The organism is Streptomyces sp. NPDC050528, from assembly GCF_044457795.1.
Lineage (GTDB): Bacteria > Actinomycetota > Actinomycetes > Streptomycetales > Streptomycetaceae > Streptomyces.
Genome location: NZ_JBITHH010000013.1, coordinates 347,784 through 367,604 on the forward strand (window position 1 = coordinate 347,784; position 19,821 = coordinate 367,604).

Here is a 19,821-nt window from a genome sequence, read left to right on the forward strand (position 1 = left end):
TGAAGCCTGAAGGACTTTCATGCCTACCATCACGGTCGACACCTCTGTCGACGACCCCGCGTTGCGGAAGACGTTCACCAAGAACCTCAGTCTCTGGCTGCGCACCCAGGGAGTGGACATCAACCACGTCATCACCCGGTTCAACCAGGTGAACGACCAGGACGTCTTCAGCGGCCCGTTCCCTCTGACGTCCGCATTCGCCTTCGTACGCCTCACCGTCGACCACGCGCGCACCGACACCTTCCGCCGGGAGCTGGCGGAACGCGTCGTGCGGGAACTCGGGCCGCGCGTCGCACCCGGACGCGTCTTCGTCCAGTTCGACCCGGTCGACCCCCGGCTGCACTTCACCGGGGCCTCACTCGCCGAGGCCGTACCTCATGAGTGACTCCGAGCAGGTGCTGCGCGAGGGCATCCGGAACGTCGTGGGAGAGGTGCTCCGCGTCACCCTGGACCCGGCGCAGGACGACCTCCCGCTCACCACCCTTTACGAGCAGTACGACAGTCTCGCCGTCATCGACTCCGTGGGCGGGGTCGAGAAAAGGACCGGCGTCGTCATCGACCTCGTCGAGGACGACCTGCGGGTGACCTTCGCGAGCGTCACGTCCATCCTGCGACTGGTACAACGCAAACAGGCCGCGGCCTCGGTGTTGGAGAGCGGATTCTGATGGCCGGCGAGATCGTCCGGCAGACGCCCCAGGACTGCCTCGAAGGAGTGCTCACCCGTCAGGAGACGCCCGTCGGCACCACCGTGGACTGGGCCGGGCTGCGCGTGGTCGATTCCACCGACCTGCTCGCGCTCCTGCCGGCCGAAGTCCCCTTCGCCACCTCGGGATCGACGGGGTCGCCGGCCGTGTGGCTGCGCACCCGCGATCAACTCGTGGCCGAAACCGTGGCGTTGGCCCGTGCACTGACCGCCGCCGAGCCGGACGCGTTGGTCGTGCACGCGCCTCTGCACCATCTGTACGGCATGCTGTTCGGCGCATTGCTGCCCGCGCTCCTCGGCCGACCCGCCCACTACACGCGCACCGTCGATCCACTGCCCCGCAGCCGTGGCCGACTGCTGGTCGTCGCCGTGCCGTCGTCCTGGTGGCTGCTGGAACGGTCCGCCGCTCAACTCGGCCGATACGAACGGCTGGTGGTCACGCACAGCACCGGTCGGCTGCCCTCCGCCGCCCGCCGGGTCCGTGAACTCCGGCCCACCATGGGCCTGTTCGAGGTGCACGGTTCGACCGAGACCGGCATGGTCGGTCTGCGCGAGGACGACCGCCATGAGTGGACGCTCGCCCCCGATGTGTCCTTCGCCGAGCCGCCCGTGCCCGGTCGCCGGGAACTGCTGGCCGTACGCAGCCCCCGGCTGGCCCGGCCCGCCGGCGGTGGCTTTCCCGCCCGGCACGTCCTGGACGACGTGGTGGAGCCGACCGGCGACCGCACCTACCGGCTCGTCGGCCGGGGCGGGCGCATCGTGAACATCAACGGCCGCAGGGCCGACCTGCGGGCCATCGAAGAGAGCCTGCGCGCCGCGGTGCCGGCCGCCTCACCCGTCTGTCTCCTCGTCGACGACCCGGTGCGCGGCGAGTGGTACGAGGTGCTCACGAGCGGCGACCCGGGGGCCCAACAGGCCGTCGAGGAGGCCGCGTTGCGGCTGCTGCCCCGCTGGCAGGCACCGCGCGTGATCCGAGCGGCCGAGTCGCCGCAAACCGTCCCAGCCATGCGTAAGGAAGCACACTGATGACACTCGTCGCCTCCGGTCTGCCGTCCGCCACGCTGCGGGAGGTCCTCGGCAGGGTCACGGCCATTCCCGAACTGCGCCCCGCCTACGAGCAGTTCCTCACGGACGACTCCGTGACGCTCACCGATCTCCCGGTGCTGACCAAGGAGAAGCTCGCCGACGCGCTGGAGGGCGTGGTGCGGACGGCCCGCGCCCGGCCACACGGCGCGTACGTGTACGGCAGCGGCGGGACGACCGGCACGCCCCGCCTGAGCCTCGTGCCGACCGGCATGTTCGTCCCGGAGATCGTCCGGCACTGGCAGCCCCTCACGGCCGACGACATCCTGGTCAACTTCAACACACCCGGCCGTATGTGGTCCTCGCACAACTTCTTCAACGCCGTCGCCCATCACGCGGGTGCCGTCACGGTCCCGCTGGGTTCGGTCGAGAACGACGAACTCGCGGACTGGCTGGACTTCGTCGACCGGCTGGGCGCCACCGCACTGGACGCCCCCCCCAGCCAGATCGCCCGGATCCTGGAGTTCTGCGCATCCGTCGGCAGGCCCCTGCCCGCTTTCCGCAAGCTGCTGTGGACCGGCGAGGGCTACAGCGGGCGCGCGGCCGAGATCACCCGGCGCCTGATGCCGGACAGCCGGCTGTACGGCGTGTACGGCTCGACGGAGAGCTGGGTGATCGGGGTCAACGAACCCGACTGCCCGGTCGACACCTTCCATGTGCTGCCGTACCAGCACGTGGAGATCCAGGACGGCGTCGTCCTGGTGACCAACACCCATCCGGAGTGCGTCAACCCCATCCTGCGCTACCGGGTCGGCGACCTCGGCCGCTTCGTCGACTGCCCCTGCGGGCGCTCCGACCGTGCGCTCCAAGTCCTCGGCCGCGACGATCCGCAGCTGAAGTTCGTGAGCATTCTTCTGCTCCCGACCGACATCACCGAGGTGGCCCGCGCCGTACCCGGCGTCCGGGACGTCCAGCTGGTGCTGTTCCGCCACGGCCGCCCCGACGAGCGCATGGAAGTACGGCTCCTGGTCGAGCCCGGCACCCCGCGCGAGGCCACCGAGGACCTCGCCCGCCGGCGCGTCCTCACCCAGGTCTACAAGCTCGGCTGGGCCGTCGGATCGTCCCCGGACCGATTCACCGTCCGGGTCGTGGACGAACTCGTGGTCAACCAGCAGACGCAGAAGACCCCCCTGGTCGTGAAGACGGAGACCGTCCCCGACCCCGCGCACAGCAACGAGAACTGAGAGAGAAGAGAGCCATATGTCACGCGTAGTCGTCATCAGCGGGGGCGGTACCGGCATCGGCCGGGCTGTCGCCGAGAAGTTCGCCCGGGACGGGGACCAGGTGGTCGTCGTCGGCCGGCGCCCCGACGTACTCGACCGTACGGCGGCGGAGATCACGGCGGCCGGGGCCGAGGTCAAGGTGGCGGCGCTGGCCGCCGATCTCGCCGAGGCCACCGAGGCCGACCGGGTCCGGGACGTCCTGAGCGAGCGGTACGGCAGGGTCGACGTGCTGGTGCACAGCGCGGGCGGGAACACGGCCCTGGACGTCCCGCCGGCGCAGGCGAGCCCGGCCGAACAGGCCGCCGCCCACTGGACCGGCAACTTCCGGGCCAACGTCCTGACCACCGTGCTGCTCACCGAGTCGCTGCGTGACCTGCTCACCGCGCCCGGCGGACGGATCGTCCTGCTCAGCTCGATCGCCGCCTACCGGGGCTCGGGCTCCGGCTCCTATGCCGGAGCCAAGGCCGCGCTGCACCCGTACGCGTACGATCTGGCAGCCGCGCTCGGCGGTCGGGGCATCACCGTCAACGTCGTGGCCCCCGGGTACATCGCCGGGACCGAGTTCTTCCGGGGCGCCCTCTCCCCGGAACGCGAGCGCACCCTCGTCGGCCAGACCCTCAACGGGCGGGCCGGAACCCCGCAGGACGTCGCCGAGACGGTCCACTGGCTGGCGTCCCCGGCGGCCGGCCACATCACCGGCCAGATCCTGCAGGTCAACGGCGGCGCGGAGCGGGGACGTTGACCTCCGCGACCTCGGCCACCTCGACTTCGGCACCGTACGACATCGCGCGCACGGTCCGGGATCCCGATCCCGGGAAGGCACCCGGGGCTCCACCGCATCCCGGTCTCCCGCACGCCGAGCCCCCGGCGGAGCTGCGGCTCCCGCTCGCCGAGCGGGCCCGGCTGCTGGCCTCGGGGCGGCTCAACACCGTGGCATGGCGCGCCGCGGCCCATCGGTGGGCCACGGCTGCCGACCACATCCACCGGGCCACGACCGAGCTGCGCACCGTCCCACCGACCGGGCACGATGTGCGGGTCGGGGTGAAGGACACCGTGGACGTGGCCGGCTTCGCCACCCGGCTCGGGCTCCGGCGCTACCGGCACCACCCCACCCGCTCCGCCGCGCCGCTGCGCGAGCTGCGCGGCGTGTCGGTCGTCGCCAAGCTCGTGACACCGGAGCTGAGCATCGGCCAGGACCACGGGTGCACGAACCCGCTCTTCCCGGCCGTCGATCCGTCCGGTTCCAGCACCGGCAGTGCCGTGGCCGTCGCCGCGCACATCTGCGACGTGGCACTGGGCACCGACACCGTCGCGTCCGTGCGCTACCCGGCCGCCGCCTGCGGGGTCGTCGGGCTGCGGCTGACGCATCAACCCCGGCTGCTCGACGGGGTGTTCCAGCTCTCCCCCTTGCTGGACGCGCCCGGCTGGCTGGCCAGGACCGCCGACGACCTCGCCTACTTCTGGTACCGCGCGGGGCTCGGCGGTCTGGGCACACCGCCCCCGGCGCGCGATCCGCGACTCCCCCAGAACGACACCGGTCTGCGGATCGGCATCGTCCGCGAGGCCCTGGAGAGCACCCTCGCCCCCGAGATCCGGGCCGGGCTCGACACCGTGACCGATCGGCTGGCGCGGGCCGGCCACGACGTCGTCCCGGTGCGGCTCGGCGAGCTGTGGCGGCACCGGGCGACCACGTACGAGCTGTGTGTGCGGACGGCTTGGGATGCCTACCAGACCGTCCGCGACCGGCTCGACGACCACCTGGACGAGTCGACCCGGCTGGCCCTGGAAGCAGGCGCCGACATCGGGGCGGCGCGCTACGACGAGATACGTGCCGCGCTCGACCGGACCCGCGCCCGCGTTCCCACGCTCTTCGCGGACCAGGGTGTGGATCTCTGGCTCCTCCCGGTGGACCCCCGGCTGCCCCGGGCCCCCCAGGAGTCGTCGGCGTCCACGTCCACCATTCCGCACCCGGCCGAGCCCGACTTCGACCAGCGCGTCGGCTTCTCCCCCGTGGCCAGCTTCGCCGGACTGCCGGCGATCACGTTCCCGGTCGCGGTGACCTCCGCACCACGCGTTCCCGTACCCCTGCAAGCGATGGGACCGGCCGGCAGCGAGCCCCTGCTGATCCGCTTCGCGCAGGAGATCGCCTCGCTCGTCGACGACCTCGGCATCTTCCCCGGACCGCCCAGTGCCCCGGACCCGCTCGGAAGGACCGCGTGATGACGTATCAACAGGAACAGCCGAAGGCCACCGCGCCACCCGATGTGACGGCCGTGCCGGTGGACGGCCCCTTGGGCGCCGGCCCCTTCATAGGGGTCTGGGTGCCGAGCGTGGTGACGGTCATCGGCACCGGCCTCGCGGTCTTCGGGCTAAGCTGGTGGATCAGCCGGGCCCCGGACGGCGGCGCGCATCTGGGCGTCGTCGTCGGTGTGGCCAGTGCCGTCTCGCTCGTCAGCGTCCTGCTGCTGGCCGGCGTGATCGACTCCGCCGACCGTCGGCGCACCGTCGTCACGATCCTGCTGACCCTGCTCATCCCGCTGGCACTGCTGTTGCACATCCTCGGTCTGAGTCCGGGCGGCACCGTCGCCCTGCTGGCCGCGGGCGCCTGCTACGTCCTCGTCTACTCCCTGCAGCAGATCTACATGGCCGCCGTCGAGAACATCGGCGCCGACCTGGCACCACCCTCCTGGCCACCCGCCCGGACCGCTCTGCTCACCCAGATCCATCCCCAAGTAGCGCGCGTCATCGCCCCGTTGACCGCCGGCGCACTGCTTGCCTACGGCAGCCTGCGCTGGGTGTCGCTGGCGGCGCTGGCCTGCGCGCTGCTCGCCCTGGGAGCGGTCCCGCTGCTCGGCCGGGCCGTCACGTCCGGGGCCGTACCGCAGCCGCGCAAGGACACCGCGACGGCATCCGGCACGCACGCGCTGAACCCGGTGAACCTCCTGCGGAACGTGTGGCGGGACGCCACCGGATCGGTCCGGCTCATCCGCAGCTACCCGGAGCTGGTGTTCCTCGTCTTCTTCGGCGCGCTCGGCAATCTGATCGTCTTCCCCTTCTACTCCGTCCTGCCCGCCTTCAACGCCGAGTACGGGATCTCCACGAGCCAGCAGGCCACCCTGTACAGCACGGCTTCTTCGGCTTACGGCCTGGGCATGCTGGTCGGCTGTCTGGTGCTGGTCCGTGTCCCGCCGCCGGCCGACACCCGGGCGAGTCTGCGGCTGGCGAGCATCGCCTTCGCGCTCATCCTGACCGTGCTGCTCGCCACCACGATCGCGCCCTGGCCGGTGACCGTCGTCGTGGCGATGGCCGCCTCCGGCGGGCTGTTCTCCATCCTCGTCGCCGTCGGCGGTGCCGTCTGGCTGCGCCTGACCCCCGCGGCGATCCGCGTCCGCGTCTTCAGTCTGCGGCGGCTGACCGTCTTCTCCACCATTCCGCTCGGCTCGATGCTCATGGGCATCGGTGGCTCGGTCCTCGGATACCGGGTGTTCATCCGCGGCATGGTCGTCTTCACCCTGGTCGCGCTGGCCGTGGTCTGGACGCAGTACCGCCGCGCCGTACGGAACCCGTCACCCGTCCCCGCTTGAGGAGAACAGACCGTGCAGACCTTGTTGGAGTCACAGGGCGGCGACCTCCGGAGTCTTCCGGCCGGGCCGTATCTGGACCTGGGAACGTGCGTCAACCGGTACGGGCCGCCACCGTCCGTCGCGGCGGCGTTGCGCGACATCGACCCCAAACACATCCTCGCCCACCCCTACGGCTCCGAAGAGGCGTTCACCGAGGCCTACGCCGCCTTCATGGGGGCGGACCCGGCACAGCTCGTACCGGGTCGCGGCATCACCGAGTTCATCCGGGTCCTCGCCCAGCTGCTGCCGGCCGATCGGGTCGCCGTGATCACGCCCGACTACACGGACACCATCCGCTGGTTCCCCACGCATCTGCCTCCGCCGCCCGGGGTCACGGAGACCGTGCGCACCCGGCTGGAGCGGGTCGGCGAAGCGCTGAGGACCCATCCGTACGTCTTCCTGTCCAACCCGAACAACCCGCTCGGTCTCTATCTGCACCGTGACGATCTGGTGGCCCTCGCGCGTGCCAACCCCCGGTCCGTCCTCATCGTCGACGAGGCCTACATCGAGTTCGTCCCCGAATACCGCGAGCTGTCCATGGTGCACAGCGGGCTGCGCAACGTGGTGGTCCTGAGATCGCCGAACAAGCTGTTCGGCATCGCGGGCACCCGCACCGGCGCGCTGTGGACGCTCAACGAGGACATCGCGCGGCGCGTCGCGGAGCGCAAGCTCAACTGGACGCTGTCGCACATCGACAGCGTGCTGGCCACCGCCGCGCTCACCGATCTCGCCTGGGTCGAGCGCACCCGCTCGGACCTGCTGCGCAACGCCTCCGAACTGGAGGAGATCCTCGCCGCGCGGTTCGACGGCGTGGTGCGCGGGGTGCCGATCCACTACCGGTTCGTCGCGGTCGACGACCCGCTCGCCGCCCATCGGTTCTTCCTGGACCACGGCGTGGTCGTCCGCGCCTTCGACGGGACGGCTCCCGGCCGTGTCTCCGGCGTGAGGATCACCGCCCCCACGAGCGGCGAGCTGGCGGAACTACGGGCCTCCCTGCGGTCCGTCTGATCACCACCCCTTCAAAAGAAAAGGCAGACAGGTGCCAGAAACCGCTCTGACGCTCGACGACATCCTGCGGCTCCTCGCCGAACACGAGGAGGAAGCGGGACGGACGCTGAGCATGGTCCCCTCCGAGAACGCGACCTCGGGCCTCGCGAAGCTCCCCCTGTTACTCGACCCGTACCACCGCTACTTCTTCAACGAGAGCGGCCACGACGAACGGTGGCACTTCCGCGGCGCCGAGCGGCTGCGCGACCTGGAGACGGCACTCACCGTGCCGCTCCTCGAACAGTTGGGGCGGGCCCGCTATGCAACGGCCCGACCGCTCAGCGGACTGAACGCCATGACGCTCGCCCTCGGCACGCTCGGCGGGGAGCCCGGCTCCACCGTGGTGACCATCGCCCCCGAGAACGGCGGCCACTATGCCACCCCCAGCGTCGCCCGGCGGCTGGGACTGCACGTCGAATACCTGCGCGGACCCGACCCGCACAGCCTCGACCTGGACCACGCGGCACAGTTGCTCGGCCGGGTGCGGCCCGCGCTGGTCTACGTCGACCAGTCGCACTGCCTCTTCCCGGTCGACGTGGCGAGTCTGGTGACCACCGTGCGCGAGGTCTCCCCGGAGACCCTGGTGCACGTGGACGCCAGCCACTGGTTCGGCCTGATCCTCGCCGGAGTGTTCCCCAACCCGCTCGACCTGGGCGCCGACAGCTACGGCGGCTCGACGCACAAGACGTTCCCGGGGCCACAGAAGGCGGTACTGCTCACCAGGGACCCCGGCATCGAAAAACGCATCCGGGACACTCAGGACTACTTGATCAGCAGTCACCACTTCGCCGCCACGATCAGCCTCGGCATCGCTCTGCTGGAGTTCCGCGACTTCGGCGGAGTCGAGTACGCCCGGGCCGTGGTCGCCAATACCAAGGAGTTCGGCCGGCTGCTCACCGAGCGCGGCCTCACCGTCGTAGCGGCCGACCGGGGTTACTCCGCCGGCCACCAGCTCTGGCTCGACACCGCGGCCGACGGGATACCGCCGAAGACGGCCAGTGACCGGCTCGCCGCGGCCGGTATCAAGGTGAATTTCCTGGACGGGCTGCCCGGGTTCGCCGGTCAGGGAGTACGGATCGGCCTGAACGAGCCCACATATCAGGGCCTGTCGAGTGCCGATCTCGTGGAGCTCGCCGACGTGTTCGCGGCTGCCGTGCAGGGCGACGGGCCGTACGAGGAACTGGCCGACCGCACCGCCCGGCTGCGCCGCCGCCCCCGGATCGGCGCTCGCCTCGACGAGGACTCCCCGCTGCTGCGCACGGCGCTGGCCCTCGCCTCGGACTCCCTGCGCACTCTGCGCCGGAGCAGCCTGGACAGCGTGGGTGCGGCCTCATGAGCCGACGCCCCGTCATCGGCATAGCCGGCTATCGGGAACAGGCCCGATGGAACATCTGGGACACCGACGCCACCGTCATCCAGCAGTCCTTCGTCCGAGGTGTCACCCAGGCCGGGGGAAGAGCCGTCGTGCTGCCGCCGGACTCCCAGGACTCCGACGTGCTGGACCGGCTGGACGGTCTGCTCCTGCCCGGAGGCGCGGACATCGACCCGGCGCACTTCGGCCAGGACCGCCACCCCACCACGGACCAGCCCCGCCCGGACCGCGACGCGGGTGAACTCCTGCTGCTCCGCGCGGCCCTGGACCGGAACCTGCCCGTACTCGGCGTCTGCTGCGGCCTCCAACTGCTCGTCATTCTCTACGGCGGCACCCTGCACCAGCACCTGCCCGATCTCCTCGGCCACACCGGGCACCTCCCCAGTGAAGGGGTCCTGGGCGAACACGAGGTGACGTTCAGCGCGGGGAGCAAGGCAGCCGCTGTCTACGGACGGTCCGCCCGCGTCAACTCCCACCACCACCAGGGCGTCGCCGAGCCCGGCGGGCTCCGGGTCACGGCGCGCAGCGACGACGGCCTGCCCGAAGCCGTCGAGGATCCGGACAAGCGGTTCGTCGTGGGCGTGCAGTGGCACCCGGAGCTGTCCGGCGACGCGGCACTCTTCGCCGCCTTCGTGGCCGCGTGCCACGACGCACCGCTCCCGACGCCGACCGGCCTCTCCGCCGGTTCCCGGACTCCTGTGCGGCCCGGGTGATCATTCCGCGCAGGCCGACGGAGCACTGGGTCCGGCTCGTCGCCGTCGACACCGACGACCGGTTGCTCCTGGTCAAAAATCAGCAAGCCGGCTCCGCACCGCGCTGGGTCCTGCCCGGCGTCCGACGACAACAAGGCGTAACGGCCCGGTCGACGGCAGACGCCCTCGTGACCGACCTGACGCTTCCGACGACGGAGCCCGGGCCACAGCGCCTGTGTCGCCGGTCGGCCTCGTCCGTCGTGGCGGGTGAACTGGCCCGAACGGAGGAACTCCTGTTCCTCGTCCGGCTGGACGTCCCCGGACCACCCGGCGACGCGGCCCGCTGGTACGCCCCGTCGGACCTCGCGGCGCTCGACGAACCGGTTCTCCCACCGGACCTGGCCGACCTCGTCGCCGAACTCCTCAACGGCGCTCCGGACCCGGACCGCACGGACGACGTACTGCCCGGGCGCGTCACGCCCCTCACGTAACCGCCGAGCCGAGCACCACTCACCTGGGCAGCGGTGCTCGGCTCGGTGGATCCAGGCTTGGCGTGTCCTCGCACCTGCCGTAGGCGAACGCGCCCCGCATATCGGGGAGTTGTACCCGCCGGCCTCCAGGAGGGCACAACCGTGCGGTCGTTGACGTGCGTGAGTCCACCGTGTTTGCATCGCCGCATGCCGCGCCCCTCGCTGACCTGCCGCCGCTGCGTCGACCTGGTACGGGTCGCAGCCGCGCTCTGTCGCGCCGGCGCCCGCTGAACGGCTCGCGTCTCAGGCCGAGTTCCTCACTCATCTCACCACCACGGACGTGGCCCCCGAACACGTCCGCAACCGTCGGACGACCACAGAAGGACACGTCATGCGCGCGATCGGATTCGACGAGATCGGCGGCCCCGAGGTCCTGCGCACCGTCGAGGTGCCGACCCCGCGGCCCGGACCCGGAGAGGTCCTGGTCCGGGTGGCCTACGCGGGAGTGAACTACGCCGAAGTGCAGCACCGACTGGGCGACTTCGGCCCGCCGAGCCCACTCGACATCCCCGGCATGGAGGCCTCCGGGCAGGTCGCCGCGCTCGGCGAGGACGTCAGCGGGCTCGCCGTCGGCGACCCGGTCGCCGTGTACCTGCCCGACGGCGGCGGCTACGCCGAGTACGCGGTCGCCCCGGCCCGCTTCACGTTCCCGCTGCGCACCCCGTCGGGCGAGATCGGCCTGCGGACCGCCGGCGGCTCCGCTCTCGTCCTGCCCACGGCCTACGGCGTCCTCGCCGCGGCGGCCCGGCTCCGCGCCGGCGACAGCGTGCTCATCCACGCGGCGGCCGGCGGCGTGGGCTCCGTGGCCGCCCAACTCGCCCGCGCCCTCGGCGCGGACACCGTGTTCGGCACCGTCGGCAGCGCCGACAAGGCCGAGTACGCCAAGCGGTTCGGATACGACGCGGTCTTCCCGAGGGAGGACTTCCCCGACGCGGTGCGTGACGCGACCGGCGGGCGAGGCGTGGACGTGGTCCTCGATCCCGTGGGCGGCCCCACCCGCCTCGCCAGTCTGGACGTGCTGGCGCCCTTCGGCCGTATCGCCTTCTACGGCGAGGCCGCTCGCCACCCCGACCTGAACCTGCCGCTCCTTCCCCTGTGGAAGAACAATCGCGGACTGACCGGCTACAACATCGGTGACGTCTCCCGACGCGCCCCAGACCTCCTGCGGGCCCACGCCCTGGCGGCCCTGGAACTCGTCGCCTCCGGAGGCGTGCACATCGATGTCACCGACGTCCTTCCGCTGGCTGCCGCCGCCCGGGCGCACGAGCGGATGCAGGCCGGGCTCAACGTGGGGAAGACCCTGCTGGCCGTACGAGGGGAGGAGTGACCGGCCGCTGACGCCACGGACACCCGGCCGGGAACGGCGGCACCCGGAGGAGTGGGCTCAAACCCCGGACCCTCGCGACGAGTTGATCAGTCCTGGAAGTCCTGGATGAGCTGGACCCGCTCCAGGGCTTCGTCGGGATAGTCACGCTGCCCACCGGCCGTCCGCGCCGATAACAGGAGCCGCTGTTCCTCGTAGTGGCGCAGGCCCCCATCTCGCCACCCGACCGCGTACGTGAGCCGCGCGTCATCCGGGCGAGCAGCCCGCGTAACGGTCCACGCCCCAAACCCTCGACAACGCCGACGGGAAACAGAGAGGTGCTTTGCCGCGACCGTGTCAGGGCATAACGGCCATCGGGCCTGGTGCCAGGTCCGTGCGGTCGAGTACACGGAGGCAGGAACCATGACCACTCCCCCGGCGGGCGAGAGCAGGATGCCGGACCGTGAGGAGGAGCTTCGGCGTGCGGCGCAGGGCGACGATCCCGGGGCCTGGGTCACGTTCGGTGGCTGGCTGCTCCTGAACGGGAGACCCGCCGACGAGTACCGTCCCTGGCTCCGCAAGGCGCGGGGCAGCAAGCTGAGTTGGCAACACGTCAGCATGCACTTCGTTCTGGACGATCTCATCGACGCGGGCCGACCCGACGCCGCCTTCGAGGTGCTCGTCCTGTCGGAAGCGGCGTCCGAAGGCGAAGCCGCCCTGGTCGTGGCGGAGCGATGGGGCGGCCGTCACCCGCGTGAGGCTGAGGCGTGGTACCGGCGGGCCGCCGAGAGCGGAGAGCCCGCCGGTCTCGTCGCCTACGGGCGGTGGTTGGAGAAGGCAGGACGCGGCGACGAGGCAGGGCCCTTCTACGAGGAGGCCGACGCCCTGGGCGACCGCGCCGGCGGTCTCTTCGCCGCCCGCTGGTACGCCACCCGTGGCCGGCGCGAGCAGGCCCTCGAAGCCGCGGCGCGCGCGGTGCGCAGGGCCGAGGAGGCGGAGACGGAGAAGACGTTCGGCCAGAACCTGCTCCGCCAGACCCTGTTCGAAGCGGGGGACATCGCCTTTCTGTGCGGTGACGCCGACGGGATGGCCGAGTTGTACGCGCGGGCCGAGGCGGTTCCGTACCAGTGGTCGATGCAGTCCACGGACTGGACGACCGCGGTGACCACGATCACGGTCAGCGTCGCCCTGATCCCGTTCATCCAGGCCCTCGTGGGCCAGGCCGCGCAGGATGCCCACGAAGTCGCCAGAAACGCTCTGCGCAGGATGGTCCGGCGGCGCGAGGATCCCGATGCCAGGGTCGCCGATCACGGTCAACTCGTCCTGGTCGCCCAGGACTTCAGCCGCGACCTCGCCCTGCACATCCCCACGGAAGCCGCCGACGAGGCCTTCGACGCACTGGCCCGGCTCGATCTCCCCTCGCCCGCGTCGACGGCACCGTCCCGGCCGGAGGGACAGCCGGGGACACTCCATTGGAATGCCTCCCTTCGCCGATGGGAGTTCCGCTCCTGAGCTCGCCGGGAACAGGGACGTGATCGTCCGATCGCCCGCTCGACTCCCTCCGAGGACGGCGCCGAACCGCCTGGACGCGGCCCGTGGGCAGCGCCTAGGCTCGGTCCTTCTTCTCCACACCCGAGACCACTTGAGAGACCTCTGCCCGGTGACGGAGTCGGCGTGGGGCACGCGTCCCTGCTCCACGCCGGCACTGGACGGCTCCAGGCGTTGACCACGGGTCGGCACATCAGGACGCCGACGACCCCGTGTGGTCCGCCCCGCCGGGCAGCGAAAGGGACGCGCCGTGTCGTCGGCGACCTATCGCACCCTGCTCCGCACCCCCGGTGCCGCAGCCTTCTTCCTCACCGCCACCACAGCCCGCGTCGGCATCGCCATGACCAGCCTCGGCATCGTCTGGCTGGTCCACGGCCGAACCGGCTCCTACGCCGTGGGCGGCCTGGTGACCGGCGGTTTCGCCGTCGCCGAGGCGCTGGTCGGGCCCCAACTCGCCCGGCTGATCGACCACTTCGGGCAGACCCGCGTGCTGCCACCGATCCTCCTCGCCCACGCCGCCGCCGTGGTCTCGCTGCTGGCCCAGGTCGAGAACGGCAGTCCCCCTTGGCTGATGACGGCGGCCGGAGCGCTGGTGGGCGCCACGATCCCGCAGCTCGGCGCGCTGTCGGCGGCCCGCTGGTCGGCGCTGCTGCACGGCGAGCGGGCGGCGGCTCTGCCCACCGCCTTCGCCCTGGAATCGCTCGGCAACGGGCTGTGCTACCTGGCCGGACCGGCCCTGGTCACCACGGTCGGCGCGAACAGCGGCCCGGCACAGGGCATGGCGCTGGCCACGACCTTGGTGGTCGGCGGCGGACTTGCCTTCGCCGCGCAGCGCCGCACAGCGCCGGTACCGGTGCCGGCCGGCACCGCCGGGCGCGAGCGCGCGGGCCGTTCGCTGCTGCGGTCGGGGTTCGCGACGCAGGTCGGCGTCAACCTCACCCTGGGCCTGTACTTCGGCGCCATGCAGGTCTCGGTGACGGCCTTCGCCGTAGAGCACGGCGCGGCGGACGCGGCCGCGCCGCTGTACATGGTGTCGAACTGCGCGGGCCTGCTGGCCGGCTGGCTCTACGGTCTGCGCCGACGGCGCACCCCGCCGCAGGCACAACTCGCGCTCGTGGCCGCCGGGTTGGCACTGGCCTGCCTGCCCCTCCTCATCGCCGACTCCTTTCCGGGACTGGGGCTCACTCTCGCCGTCACCGGTCTGGCCGTCCCCCCGATCCTGGTGCTCTCCTCGGTGCTCGCCGCGGCATCCGTACACCGGGCCGCTCTCACCCAGGCGTTCACCTGGCTGAACTCGGCAAGCGCCGCCGGCTCCGCCACGGCGGCAGCGCTGTCCGGCCGCGCGGTGGACGCGTACGGCGCACACGGCGGCTTCGCGATCGCCGCGGCGGCCGCGTCCGCGATGGCGGTCCTGACAGCGCCCCATGCGCGCGCAGCGTGGGTCCGTCGCACCGGCTCTTAGACGCCAAGACACCCGACCGTCACGACGTTCCCGTTCCGTAAGGTTTTCGGTCGCCCCCGGTGCACCGAACCAGAGGAGGCTGAGCGATGAACTGGCGGGTACCGCCGGGGACTTACCGGTGCGGGGAATGGAGTGGGCATGTTGGTCCGCGGAATCGGCGGGATCATCCTGGTCGTGCTCGGCGCGGTCTGGATCGCGCAGGGCGCCGGCGCGATGAGCGGCTCGGCCATGTCCGGCCACGGCCAGTACGCGGTGCTGGGCGTGGTGGTGGCCCTGATCGGACTCTTCCTGCTGGTGCGGGCCTGGCGCGTACGGAACCGCGACGTCCGCCAACGCCCCTGATACGCACACCGGCCGATTCCACGAGGATCCGTGGACGGGGGCGGCCGGGGGGCGTATCAAGGGGAGAGGCCGACGTCGTGAACGGGCGGCCCGGCGGATCTACGTAGGGGGAAGGGTCCGATGGCCTTTATACGTACGGTGCCCGAGGAAGCCGCCGACAGCGCGGTTGCCGAGATCTATGAGGGGGACCAGAAGTCCTGGGGGTACGTTCCGAACTTCACGAAGACGTTCGCGCATCGCCCCGACGTCTACCGCGCCTGGCAGCAGCTCAACGCGACGATCAAGTCGTCCATGGATCTGCGCCGGTACGAGCTGGCGACCGTCGCGGCGGCCGGCGCTCTGCGGTCCAGTTACTGCACGCTGGCGCACGGACGGATGCTCGCGGAGCAGGTCATGGGTTCCGAGGGCGTGATCCGGCTCCTGACGGACCGTGAGACCGCGCCCCTCGATGCCGCCGAGCGTGCCGTGGTGGCCTTCGCCGAGAAAGTGGCGTTGGCGGCCGACCAGGTGATGCAGGCGGACATCGACGAGCTGCGGGCGCACGGTCTGACCGACGAGGAGATCTTCGACGTGACGCTCGCCGCCGGGGCCCGGTGCTTCTTCTCCAAGGTGCTCGACGCCACGGGCACGGAACCCGACGCGGCGTTCCAGGACCTGGAGCCGGGACTCCGCGAGGCACTCACGGTGGGCCGGGCCATCGAGACCAAGCCGCAGGAGAAGCCGTCGTAGGCGGGTGGGTGGGTCCTGGCGCCGGGCCATGGGGACGGACCATTGTGGCTGTTGGCCGAGTGACTCCCATCGGATACGGCGCGGCACTCAGTAGGCCGGAACTCCACGCCTCCTGAAGCATTCGCGGACGCTCTCGATCAGATCGGGGTCGGGCACCGGATTGTCGAGCAGCGGGAAGGGGACGCCGAGAGCTTCGTACTTCGCGGCGCCGAGTTTGTGGAAGGGCAGCACGTCGACCCGCTCAACCGCGCCGAGGCCCGCCACGAAACCGGCCAGGGCGTCCACGGACTTCAGGTCGTCGGTCCAGCCGGGGACCAGGACGTACCGGATCCACATCGGGATGCCGAGCCGGTCCAGCCGCGTCGCGAAGTTCAGGGTGGGGGCGAGTTCGCCGCCGGTCAGTTTCCGGTAGGTGGTGACGTCGAAGGACTTGATGTCCAGGAGCACCAGGTCGGTGTCGGCGAGGAGTTCGTCGGTGGCGCGGGCGCCGAGGAAGCCGGAGGTGTCGAGGGCCGTGTGCAGGCCGGCCTCCTTGCAGCGGCGCAGGACTTCCGCGGTGAACACGGGCTGGAGCAGGGGCTCGCCGCCGGTGAGGGTGACCCCGCCGCCGGCCGTGGTGACGAAGCCCTGGAACTTCCCGATCTCCGCCATCACCGCGTCGACGCTCATCTCCTGGCCATCACGCATGTGCCAGGTATCGGGGTTGGCACAGTACTGGCAGCGCAGCGGACAGCCGTTGACGAAGAGGACGAACCGGGTCCCGGGCCCGTCCACGCCGGTGGACAGGTCCCAGGAGTGGATCCGGCCGGTGGTCGCGGTGCGCACCCTGCTCACAGCGATCCGTGGAAGGTACGGCTGATCACGTCGAGCTGCTGCTCGCGGGTCAGCCGGACGAAGTTGACCGCGTAGCCGGAGACGCGGATCGTCAAGTCCGGGTAATTCTCCGGGTGTTCCATCGCGTCTTCCAGCGTGGCCCGGTCCAGCACGTTGACGTTCATGTGGAAGCCGCCCGCGGCCGTGTAGGCGTCGAGGATCCCCACCAGGTGTCCGGCCCGCTCGTCGGGCGCGTGCCCCAACCCCTCGGGCGTGATCGTCGTCGTCAGCGAGATCCCGTCACGGGCCTGTTCGTACGGCAGCTTCGCGACCGAGAGCGCGGAGGCGGCGACCCCGTGCCGGTCACGGCCGTTCATCGGGTTGGCGCCGGGTGCGAAAGGCTGTCCGGCGAGGCGGCCGTCTGGGGTGTTGCCGGTGTGCTTGCCGTAGACGACGTTCGAGGTGATCGTCAGCACCGACTGGGTGTGTTCGGCGCCCCGGTAGGTGGGGTACTGGCGCACCTTCTCCATGAAGGACTCCACCAGCCCCACGGCGATGCCGTCGGCGCGGTCGTCGTTGTTGCCGTACGCCGGGAAGTCGCCCTCGGTGCGGAAGTCGACCGCGAGGCCGCTCGCGTCCCGGAACACCTTCACCCGGGCGTACTTGACGGCGGACAGGCTGTCGGCGGCGACCGACAGACCGGCGATGCCGCAGGCCATGAAACGGTGCACGGGATAGTCGTGCAAGGCCATCTCGATGCGCTCGTAGGCGTACTTGTCGTGCATGTAGTGGATGACGTTGAGCGCGTTGACATACGTCCGGGCCAGCCAGTCCAGGACGTGGTCGTAGGCCTTCGACAGTTCCTCGTAGTCCAGGTACTCGCCGGTCAGCGGGGGCGTCGGCGACGCGATCTGTTCGCCGGTCATCTCGTCCCGGCCGCCGTTGACCGCGTACAGGAGTGCCTTGGCGAGGTTGACCCGGGCGCCGAAGAACTGCATCTGCTTTCCGACCTGCATCGCCGACACGCAGCAGGCGATGGCGGTGTCGTCGCCGGTGCACGGGCGCAGCAGTTCGTCCGACTCGTACTGGACGGCGCTGGTGTCGATCGAGACCTGGGCGCAGAACTCCCTGAAGGCGAAGGGCAGTTGGGGCGACCACAGGACCGTCAGGTTCGGTTCCGGGGCGGGGCCGAGGTTGTACAGGGTCTGCAGGAAGCGGAAGGACGTCCGGGTGACCAGGGTGCGGCCGTCGGCGCCCATGCCGCCGATGGACTCCGTCACCCAGGTCGGGTCGCCGGAGAACAGGGCGTCGTACTCGGGGGTGCGCAGGAACCGTACGATCCGCAGCTTGATCACGAAGTCGTCGATCAGTTCCTGGGCGCGGGACTCGTCCAACACGCCTTCTTCCAGGTCCCGTTGGAGATAGACGTCCAGGAAGGTGGAGGTGCGGCCGAGTGACATCGCGGCGCCGTTCTGCTCCTTCACGGCGGCGAGGTAGCCGAGGTAGAGCCACTGCACGGCCTCGTGGGCGGTGGCGGCGGGGCGGGAGACGTCACAGCCGTACGTGGCCGCCATCCGCGTCAGCTCGCCCAACGCCCGTGTCTGTTCGGCGAGTTCCTCCCGGTCGCGGATGACCTCGACGGAGGAGGCGCAGGCGTCGAGCAGGGCCCGCTCGGCCTTCTTCGCCTCGATCAGCCGGTCCGTGCCGTACAGCGCCACGCGCCGGTAGTCGCCGATGATCCGGCCGCGGCCGTAGGCGTCGGGCAGTCCGGTGATGATGCCCGCCTTGCGGGCCGCGCGCATTTCGGGGGTGTACGCGTCGAAGACGCCGTCGTTGTGGGTCTTTCGGTAGGTGCCGAAGACGCGCGAGACGAACGGGTCGGCCTCGTAGCCGTACGCCCTGAGGCTGTTCTCGACCATGCGCAGGCCGCCGTTGGGCATGATCGCGCGCTTGAGCGGGGCGTCGGTCTGCAGGCCGACGATCAACTCCCGTTCGCGGTCGATGTATCCGGGGGCGTGCGAGGTGATCGTGGAGGGGGTGCGGGTGTCGACGTCGAGGATGCCCCGGCTGCGCTCCTCGGGGAACAGGGCGCTGACCTTCTCCCAGACGGCGCGCGTGCGGTCGGTGGGGCCGGTCAGGAAGGTGGCGTCGCCTTCGTACGGGGTGTAGTTGGCCTGGATGAAGTCGCGCACGTCGACGCGTTCGCGCCAGGCGGTGCCGGCGAAGCCGCGCCATGCCTCGGACGAACGTGTTCCGGCCGCCGCTGTGATGGTCATCGCCGGTTCTCTCCCTCGCTTCGCACTGGAATGCCTCACTACCGATACTCGTGCGGCTCCTCCGCCGACGGGAGGGCCGGTCAGGGGCCTGACCTTGGCCGTTGGACCCCCGGGGTGGGCCGAACGGCCCTCCCCCGTCGGGACGCGTTCATACGACGGGCAGGTCGGGCCGGACGAGCGTGCCCGACCTGCCGTGGACGATCTCGTACGCCGCGTCCAAGGCGCCGATCGCGGCCAGTCCCCCGGTGCGTTCGACGAACCGGGCGGCGGCCTCGGTCTTCGGTCCCATGGAGCCGTCCGGGAAGTCACCGCCGCGCAGCTGCGCGGGGGTGGCGCCGAGGACGGGCTGCTGGTCGGGCGTGCCGTAGCCGGAGTACACGCAGGGCACGTCCGTGAGGATGAGCAGGAAGTCGGCCTTCAGGTCCTCGGCGAGCAGCGCTGCCGTGAGGTCCTTGTCCACGACCGCCTCCGCACCGGTGAGCGCACCGGTGTCGTAGTCCGCCGTGACGGGAATGCCTCCGCCGCCCGCGCAGATGACGAGCGTGCCGCAGCCCAGTAGTTCGTGGATCGTGTCCGTCTCCAGGATCCGTTCGGGTGCCGGGGAGGGAACCACGCGGCGCCAGCCGGTGCTGTCGGCGCCGATGAGCCAGCCTCGTCGGCGGGCGAGCGCAGACGCGACGTCGTGGGAGTACACCTGACCGACGAACTTCGTGGGGTGCTCGAAGGCCGGATCGTCGGCCCGCACGAGGGTGTGGGTGACCAGGGCGGCGATCCGGCGGCCGGGCAGGGCGTCGTGCAGGGTGCGCGCCAGCAGGGAGCCGATCATGCCCTGGGTCTGGGCACCGAGCAGATCGAGCGGATAGGGCGCGCTGAGGGCGGGATCGGCGGCGCTCTCCATGGCGAGGAGGCCGATCTGGGGGCCGTTGCCATGGGTGATGACGATCTCGTGCTCGGTGGCCAGAGCGGCGATCGCGGTGGTCACCCGGTCGATGTTCGCCAACTGGACGGCGGCGTCCGGGCGTTCGCCGCGGTGCAGCAGGGCGTTGCCGCCCAGCGCGATGACGATGCGCATGGC

20 protein-coding genes are annotated in these 19,821 nt (G+C 71.0%); 16 read left to right on the top strand and 4 right to left on the bottom strand.

All coding sequences use genetic code 11. The features are described 5' to 3' along the window. The first annotated feature begins 19 nt into the window (after nucleotides 1–19). The 12 genes from ACIBK4_RS38890 (at nucleotide 20) to ACIBK4_RS38945 (ending at nucleotide 11,600) form a co-directional block, all read left to right on the top strand. Nucleotides 20–385, top strand: coding sequence for a hypothetical protein (locus ACIBK4_RS38890; RefSeq protein WP_399002795.1), 366 nt, complete (start codon nucleotides 20–22; stop codon nucleotides 383–385). After that, the gene (locus tag ACIBK4_RS38895) at nucleotides 378–665 is read left to right on the top strand and encodes a hypothetical protein (RefSeq protein WP_399002797.1); all 288 of its coding nucleotides are present in this window, start codon (nucleotides 378–380) and stop codon (nucleotides 663–665) included. The genes ACIBK4_RS38890 and ACIBK4_RS38895 overlap by 8 nt, the downstream gene beginning before the upstream one ends. Then, complete coding sequence (locus tag ACIBK4_RS38900) at nucleotides 665–1,729, top strand: AMP-binding protein (protein WP_399002799.1); 1,065 nt, start codon at nucleotides 665–667, stop codon at nucleotides 1,727–1,729. The genes ACIBK4_RS38895 and ACIBK4_RS38900 overlap by 1 nt, the downstream gene beginning before the upstream one ends. Beyond that, nucleotides 1,729–2,970, top strand: coding sequence for an AMP-binding protein (locus ACIBK4_RS38905; RefSeq protein WP_399002801.1), 1,242 nt, complete (start codon nucleotides 1,729–1,731; stop codon nucleotides 2,968–2,970). Before ACIBK4_RS38900 ends, ACIBK4_RS38905 begins: the two co-directional genes overlap by 1 nt. A gap of 16 nt (nucleotides 2,971–2,986) precedes the next feature. Continuing rightward, nucleotides 2,987–3,751: an SDR family NAD(P)-dependent oxidoreductase gene (locus tag ACIBK4_RS38910; RefSeq protein ID WP_399002803.1), complete on the top strand. Its 765-nt coding sequence runs from the start codon at nucleotides 2,987–2,989 to the stop codon at nucleotides 3,749–3,751. Beyond that, on the top strand, nucleotides 3,748–5,229 hold the full coding sequence (locus tag ACIBK4_RS38915; RefSeq protein ID WP_399002805.1) for an amidase family protein: 1,482 nt from the start codon (nucleotides 3,748–3,750) through the stop codon (nucleotides 5,227–5,229). The genes ACIBK4_RS38910 and ACIBK4_RS38915 overlap by 4 nt, the downstream gene beginning before the upstream one ends. Next, nucleotides 5,229–6,593 (top strand): hypothetical protein, encoded by a 1,365-nt coding sequence (locus ACIBK4_RS38920; RefSeq protein WP_399002807.1) that lies wholly within the window; start codon nucleotides 5,229–5,231, stop codon nucleotides 6,591–6,593. The genes ACIBK4_RS38915 and ACIBK4_RS38920 overlap by 1 nt, the downstream gene beginning before the upstream one ends. A gap of 12 nt (nucleotides 6,594–6,605) precedes the next feature. After that, nucleotides 6,606–7,640 (top strand): aminotransferase class I/II-fold pyridoxal phosphate-dependent enzyme, encoded by a 1,035-nt coding sequence (locus tag ACIBK4_RS38925; RefSeq protein WP_399002809.1) that lies wholly within the window; start codon nucleotides 6,606–6,608, stop codon nucleotides 7,638–7,640. Between the two features lie 31 nt (nucleotides 7,641–7,671). Further along, on the top strand, nucleotides 7,672–9,015 hold the full coding sequence (locus ACIBK4_RS38930) for a hypothetical protein (protein ID WP_399002811.1): 1,344 nt from the start codon (nucleotides 7,672–7,674) through the stop codon (nucleotides 9,013–9,015). Then, nucleotides 9,012–9,764, top strand: a complete 753-nt coding sequence (locus ACIBK4_RS38935; RefSeq protein ID WP_399002813.1) for a gamma-glutamyl-gamma-aminobutyrate hydrolase family protein — start codon at nucleotides 9,012–9,014, stop codon at nucleotides 9,762–9,764. The genes ACIBK4_RS38930 and ACIBK4_RS38935 overlap by 4 nt, the downstream gene beginning before the upstream one ends. Then, the gene (locus tag ACIBK4_RS38940; RefSeq protein ID WP_399002815.1) at nucleotides 9,761–10,234 is read left to right on the top strand and encodes a hypothetical protein; all 474 of its coding nucleotides are present in this window, start codon (nucleotides 9,761–9,763) and stop codon (nucleotides 10,232–10,234) included. Before ACIBK4_RS38935 ends, ACIBK4_RS38940 begins: the two co-directional genes overlap by 4 nt. A gap of 370 nt (nucleotides 10,235–10,604) precedes the next feature. After that, nucleotides 10,605–11,600: a zinc-binding alcohol dehydrogenase family protein gene (locus ACIBK4_RS38945; protein ID WP_399002817.1), complete on the top strand. Its 996-nt coding sequence runs from the start codon at nucleotides 10,605–10,607 to the stop codon at nucleotides 11,598–11,600. An 86-nt stretch (nucleotides 11,601–11,686) separates the two neighbouring features. Here the strand turns inward: ACIBK4_RS38945 and ACIBK4_RS38950 are convergent, their stop codons facing one another. Continuing rightward, complete coding sequence (locus ACIBK4_RS38950) at nucleotides 11,687–12,001, bottom strand: MerR family transcriptional regulator (RefSeq protein ID WP_399002819.1); 315 nt, start codon at nucleotides 11,999–12,001, stop codon at nucleotides 11,687–11,689. Between ACIBK4_RS38950 and ACIBK4_RS38955 the strand changes: the two genes are divergently transcribed. The 4 genes from ACIBK4_RS38955 (at nucleotide 12,000) to ACIBK4_RS38970 (ending at nucleotide 15,657) form a co-directional block, all read left to right on the top strand. After that, nucleotides 12,000–13,088: a hypothetical protein gene (locus tag ACIBK4_RS38955; RefSeq protein ID WP_399002821.1), complete on the top strand. Its 1,089-nt coding sequence runs from the start codon at nucleotides 12,000–12,002 to the stop codon at nucleotides 13,086–13,088. The genes ACIBK4_RS38950 and ACIBK4_RS38955 overlap by 2 nt on opposite strands. A gap of 286 nt (nucleotides 13,089–13,374) precedes the next feature. Beyond that, nucleotides 13,375–14,586 carry an MFS transporter gene (locus tag ACIBK4_RS38960; protein ID WP_399002823.1) on the top strand — a complete coding sequence of 404 codons (1,212 nt, stop codon included), beginning with the start codon at nucleotides 13,375–13,377 and terminating at the stop codon, nucleotides 14,584–14,586. 138 nt (nucleotides 14,587–14,724) lie between these two features. After that, nucleotides 14,725–14,928, top strand: coding sequence for a hypothetical protein (locus ACIBK4_RS38965; protein ID WP_399002825.1), 204 nt, complete (start codon nucleotides 14,725–14,727; stop codon nucleotides 14,926–14,928). Between the two features lie 120 nt (nucleotides 14,929–15,048). After that, a complete protein-coding gene (locus ACIBK4_RS38970) occupies nucleotides 15,049–15,657 on the top strand; it encodes a carboxymuconolactone decarboxylase family protein (RefSeq protein WP_399002827.1) in 609 nt (202 codons plus the stop codon). A gap of 87 nt (nucleotides 15,658–15,744) precedes the next feature. On the opposite strand, the gene pflA is transcribed toward ACIBK4_RS38970, so the two are convergent. The 3 genes from pflA to ACIBK4_RS38985 all read right to left on the bottom strand — a co-directional run bounded on the left by pflA (nucleotide 15,745) and on the right by ACIBK4_RS38985 (nucleotide 19,818). After that, a complete protein-coding gene (gene pflA, locus ACIBK4_RS38975) occupies nucleotides 15,745–16,482 on the bottom strand; it encodes a pyruvate formate-lyase-activating protein (RefSeq protein WP_399002956.1) in 738 nt (245 codons plus the stop codon). Between the two features lie 5 nt (nucleotides 16,483–16,487). After that, nucleotides 16,488–18,746, bottom strand: coding sequence for a formate C-acetyltransferase (gene pflB / locus ACIBK4_RS38980; RefSeq protein WP_399002829.1), 2,259 nt, complete (start codon nucleotides 18,744–18,746; stop codon nucleotides 16,488–16,490). A gap of 148 nt (nucleotides 18,747–18,894) precedes the next feature. After that, nucleotides 18,895–19,818 carry a carbamate kinase gene (locus ACIBK4_RS38985; protein WP_399002831.1) on the bottom strand — a complete coding sequence of 308 codons (924 nt, stop codon included), beginning with the start codon at nucleotides 19,816–19,818 and terminating at the stop codon, nucleotides 18,895–18,897. Between the last annotated feature and the right edge of the window lie 3 nt (nucleotides 19,819–19,821).

Excerpts from the sequence above, each read along its gene's own strand:
- ACIBK4_RS38920 (WP_399002807.1), top strand. The coding sequence starts at position 5,229 with ATGACGTATCAACAGGAACAGCCGAAGGCCACCGCGCCACCCGATGTG.
- ACIBK4_RS38985 (WP_399002831.1), bottom strand. The coding sequence starts at position 19,818 with ATGCGCATCGTCATCGCGCTGGGCGGCAACGCCCTGCTGCACCGCGGC.
- ACIBK4_RS38890 (WP_399002795.1), top strand. The coding sequence starts at position 20 with ATGCCTACCATCACGGTCGACACCTCTGTCGACGACCCCGCGTTGCGG.
- ACIBK4_RS38900 (WP_399002799.1), top strand. The coding sequence starts at position 665 with ATGGCCGGCGAGATCGTCCGGCAGACGCCCCAGGACTGCCTCGAAGGA.
- ACIBK4_RS38895 (WP_399002797.1), top strand. The coding sequence starts at position 378 with ATGAGTGACTCCGAGCAGGTGCTGCGCGAGGGCATCCGGAACGTCGTG.
- ACIBK4_RS38945 (WP_399002817.1), top strand. The coding sequence starts at position 10,605 with ATGCGCGCGATCGGATTCGACGAGATCGGCGGCCCCGAGGTCCTGCGC.
- ACIBK4_RS38950 (WP_399002819.1), bottom strand. The coding sequence starts at position 12,001 with ATGGTTCCTGCCTCCGTGTACTCGACCGCACGGACCTGGCACCAGGCC.
- ACIBK4_RS38910 (WP_399002803.1), top strand. The coding sequence starts at position 2,987 with ATGTCACGCGTAGTCGTCATCAGCGGGGGCGGTACCGGCATCGGCCGG.
- ACIBK4_RS38905 (WP_399002801.1), top strand. The coding sequence starts at position 1,729 with ATGACACTCGTCGCCTCCGGTCTGCCGTCCGCCACGCTGCGGGAGGTC.
- pflB (WP_399002829.1), bottom strand. The coding sequence starts at position 18,746 with ATGACCATCACAGCGGCGGCCGGAACACGTTCGTCCGAGGCATGGCGC.
- ACIBK4_RS38935 (WP_399002813.1), top strand. The coding sequence starts at position 9,012 with ATGAGCCGACGCCCCGTCATCGGCATAGCCGGCTATCGGGAACAGGCC.
- ACIBK4_RS38965 (WP_399002825.1), top strand. The coding sequence starts at position 14,725 with ATGTTGGTCCGCGGAATCGGCGGGATCATCCTGGTCGTGCTCGGCGCG.
- ACIBK4_RS38955 (WP_399002821.1), top strand. The coding sequence starts at position 12,000 with ATGACCACTCCCCCGGCGGGCGAGAGCAGGATGCCGGACCGTGAGGAG.
- ACIBK4_RS38970 (WP_399002827.1), top strand. The coding sequence starts at position 15,049 with ATGGCCTTTATACGTACGGTGCCCGAGGAAGCCGCCGACAGCGCGGTT.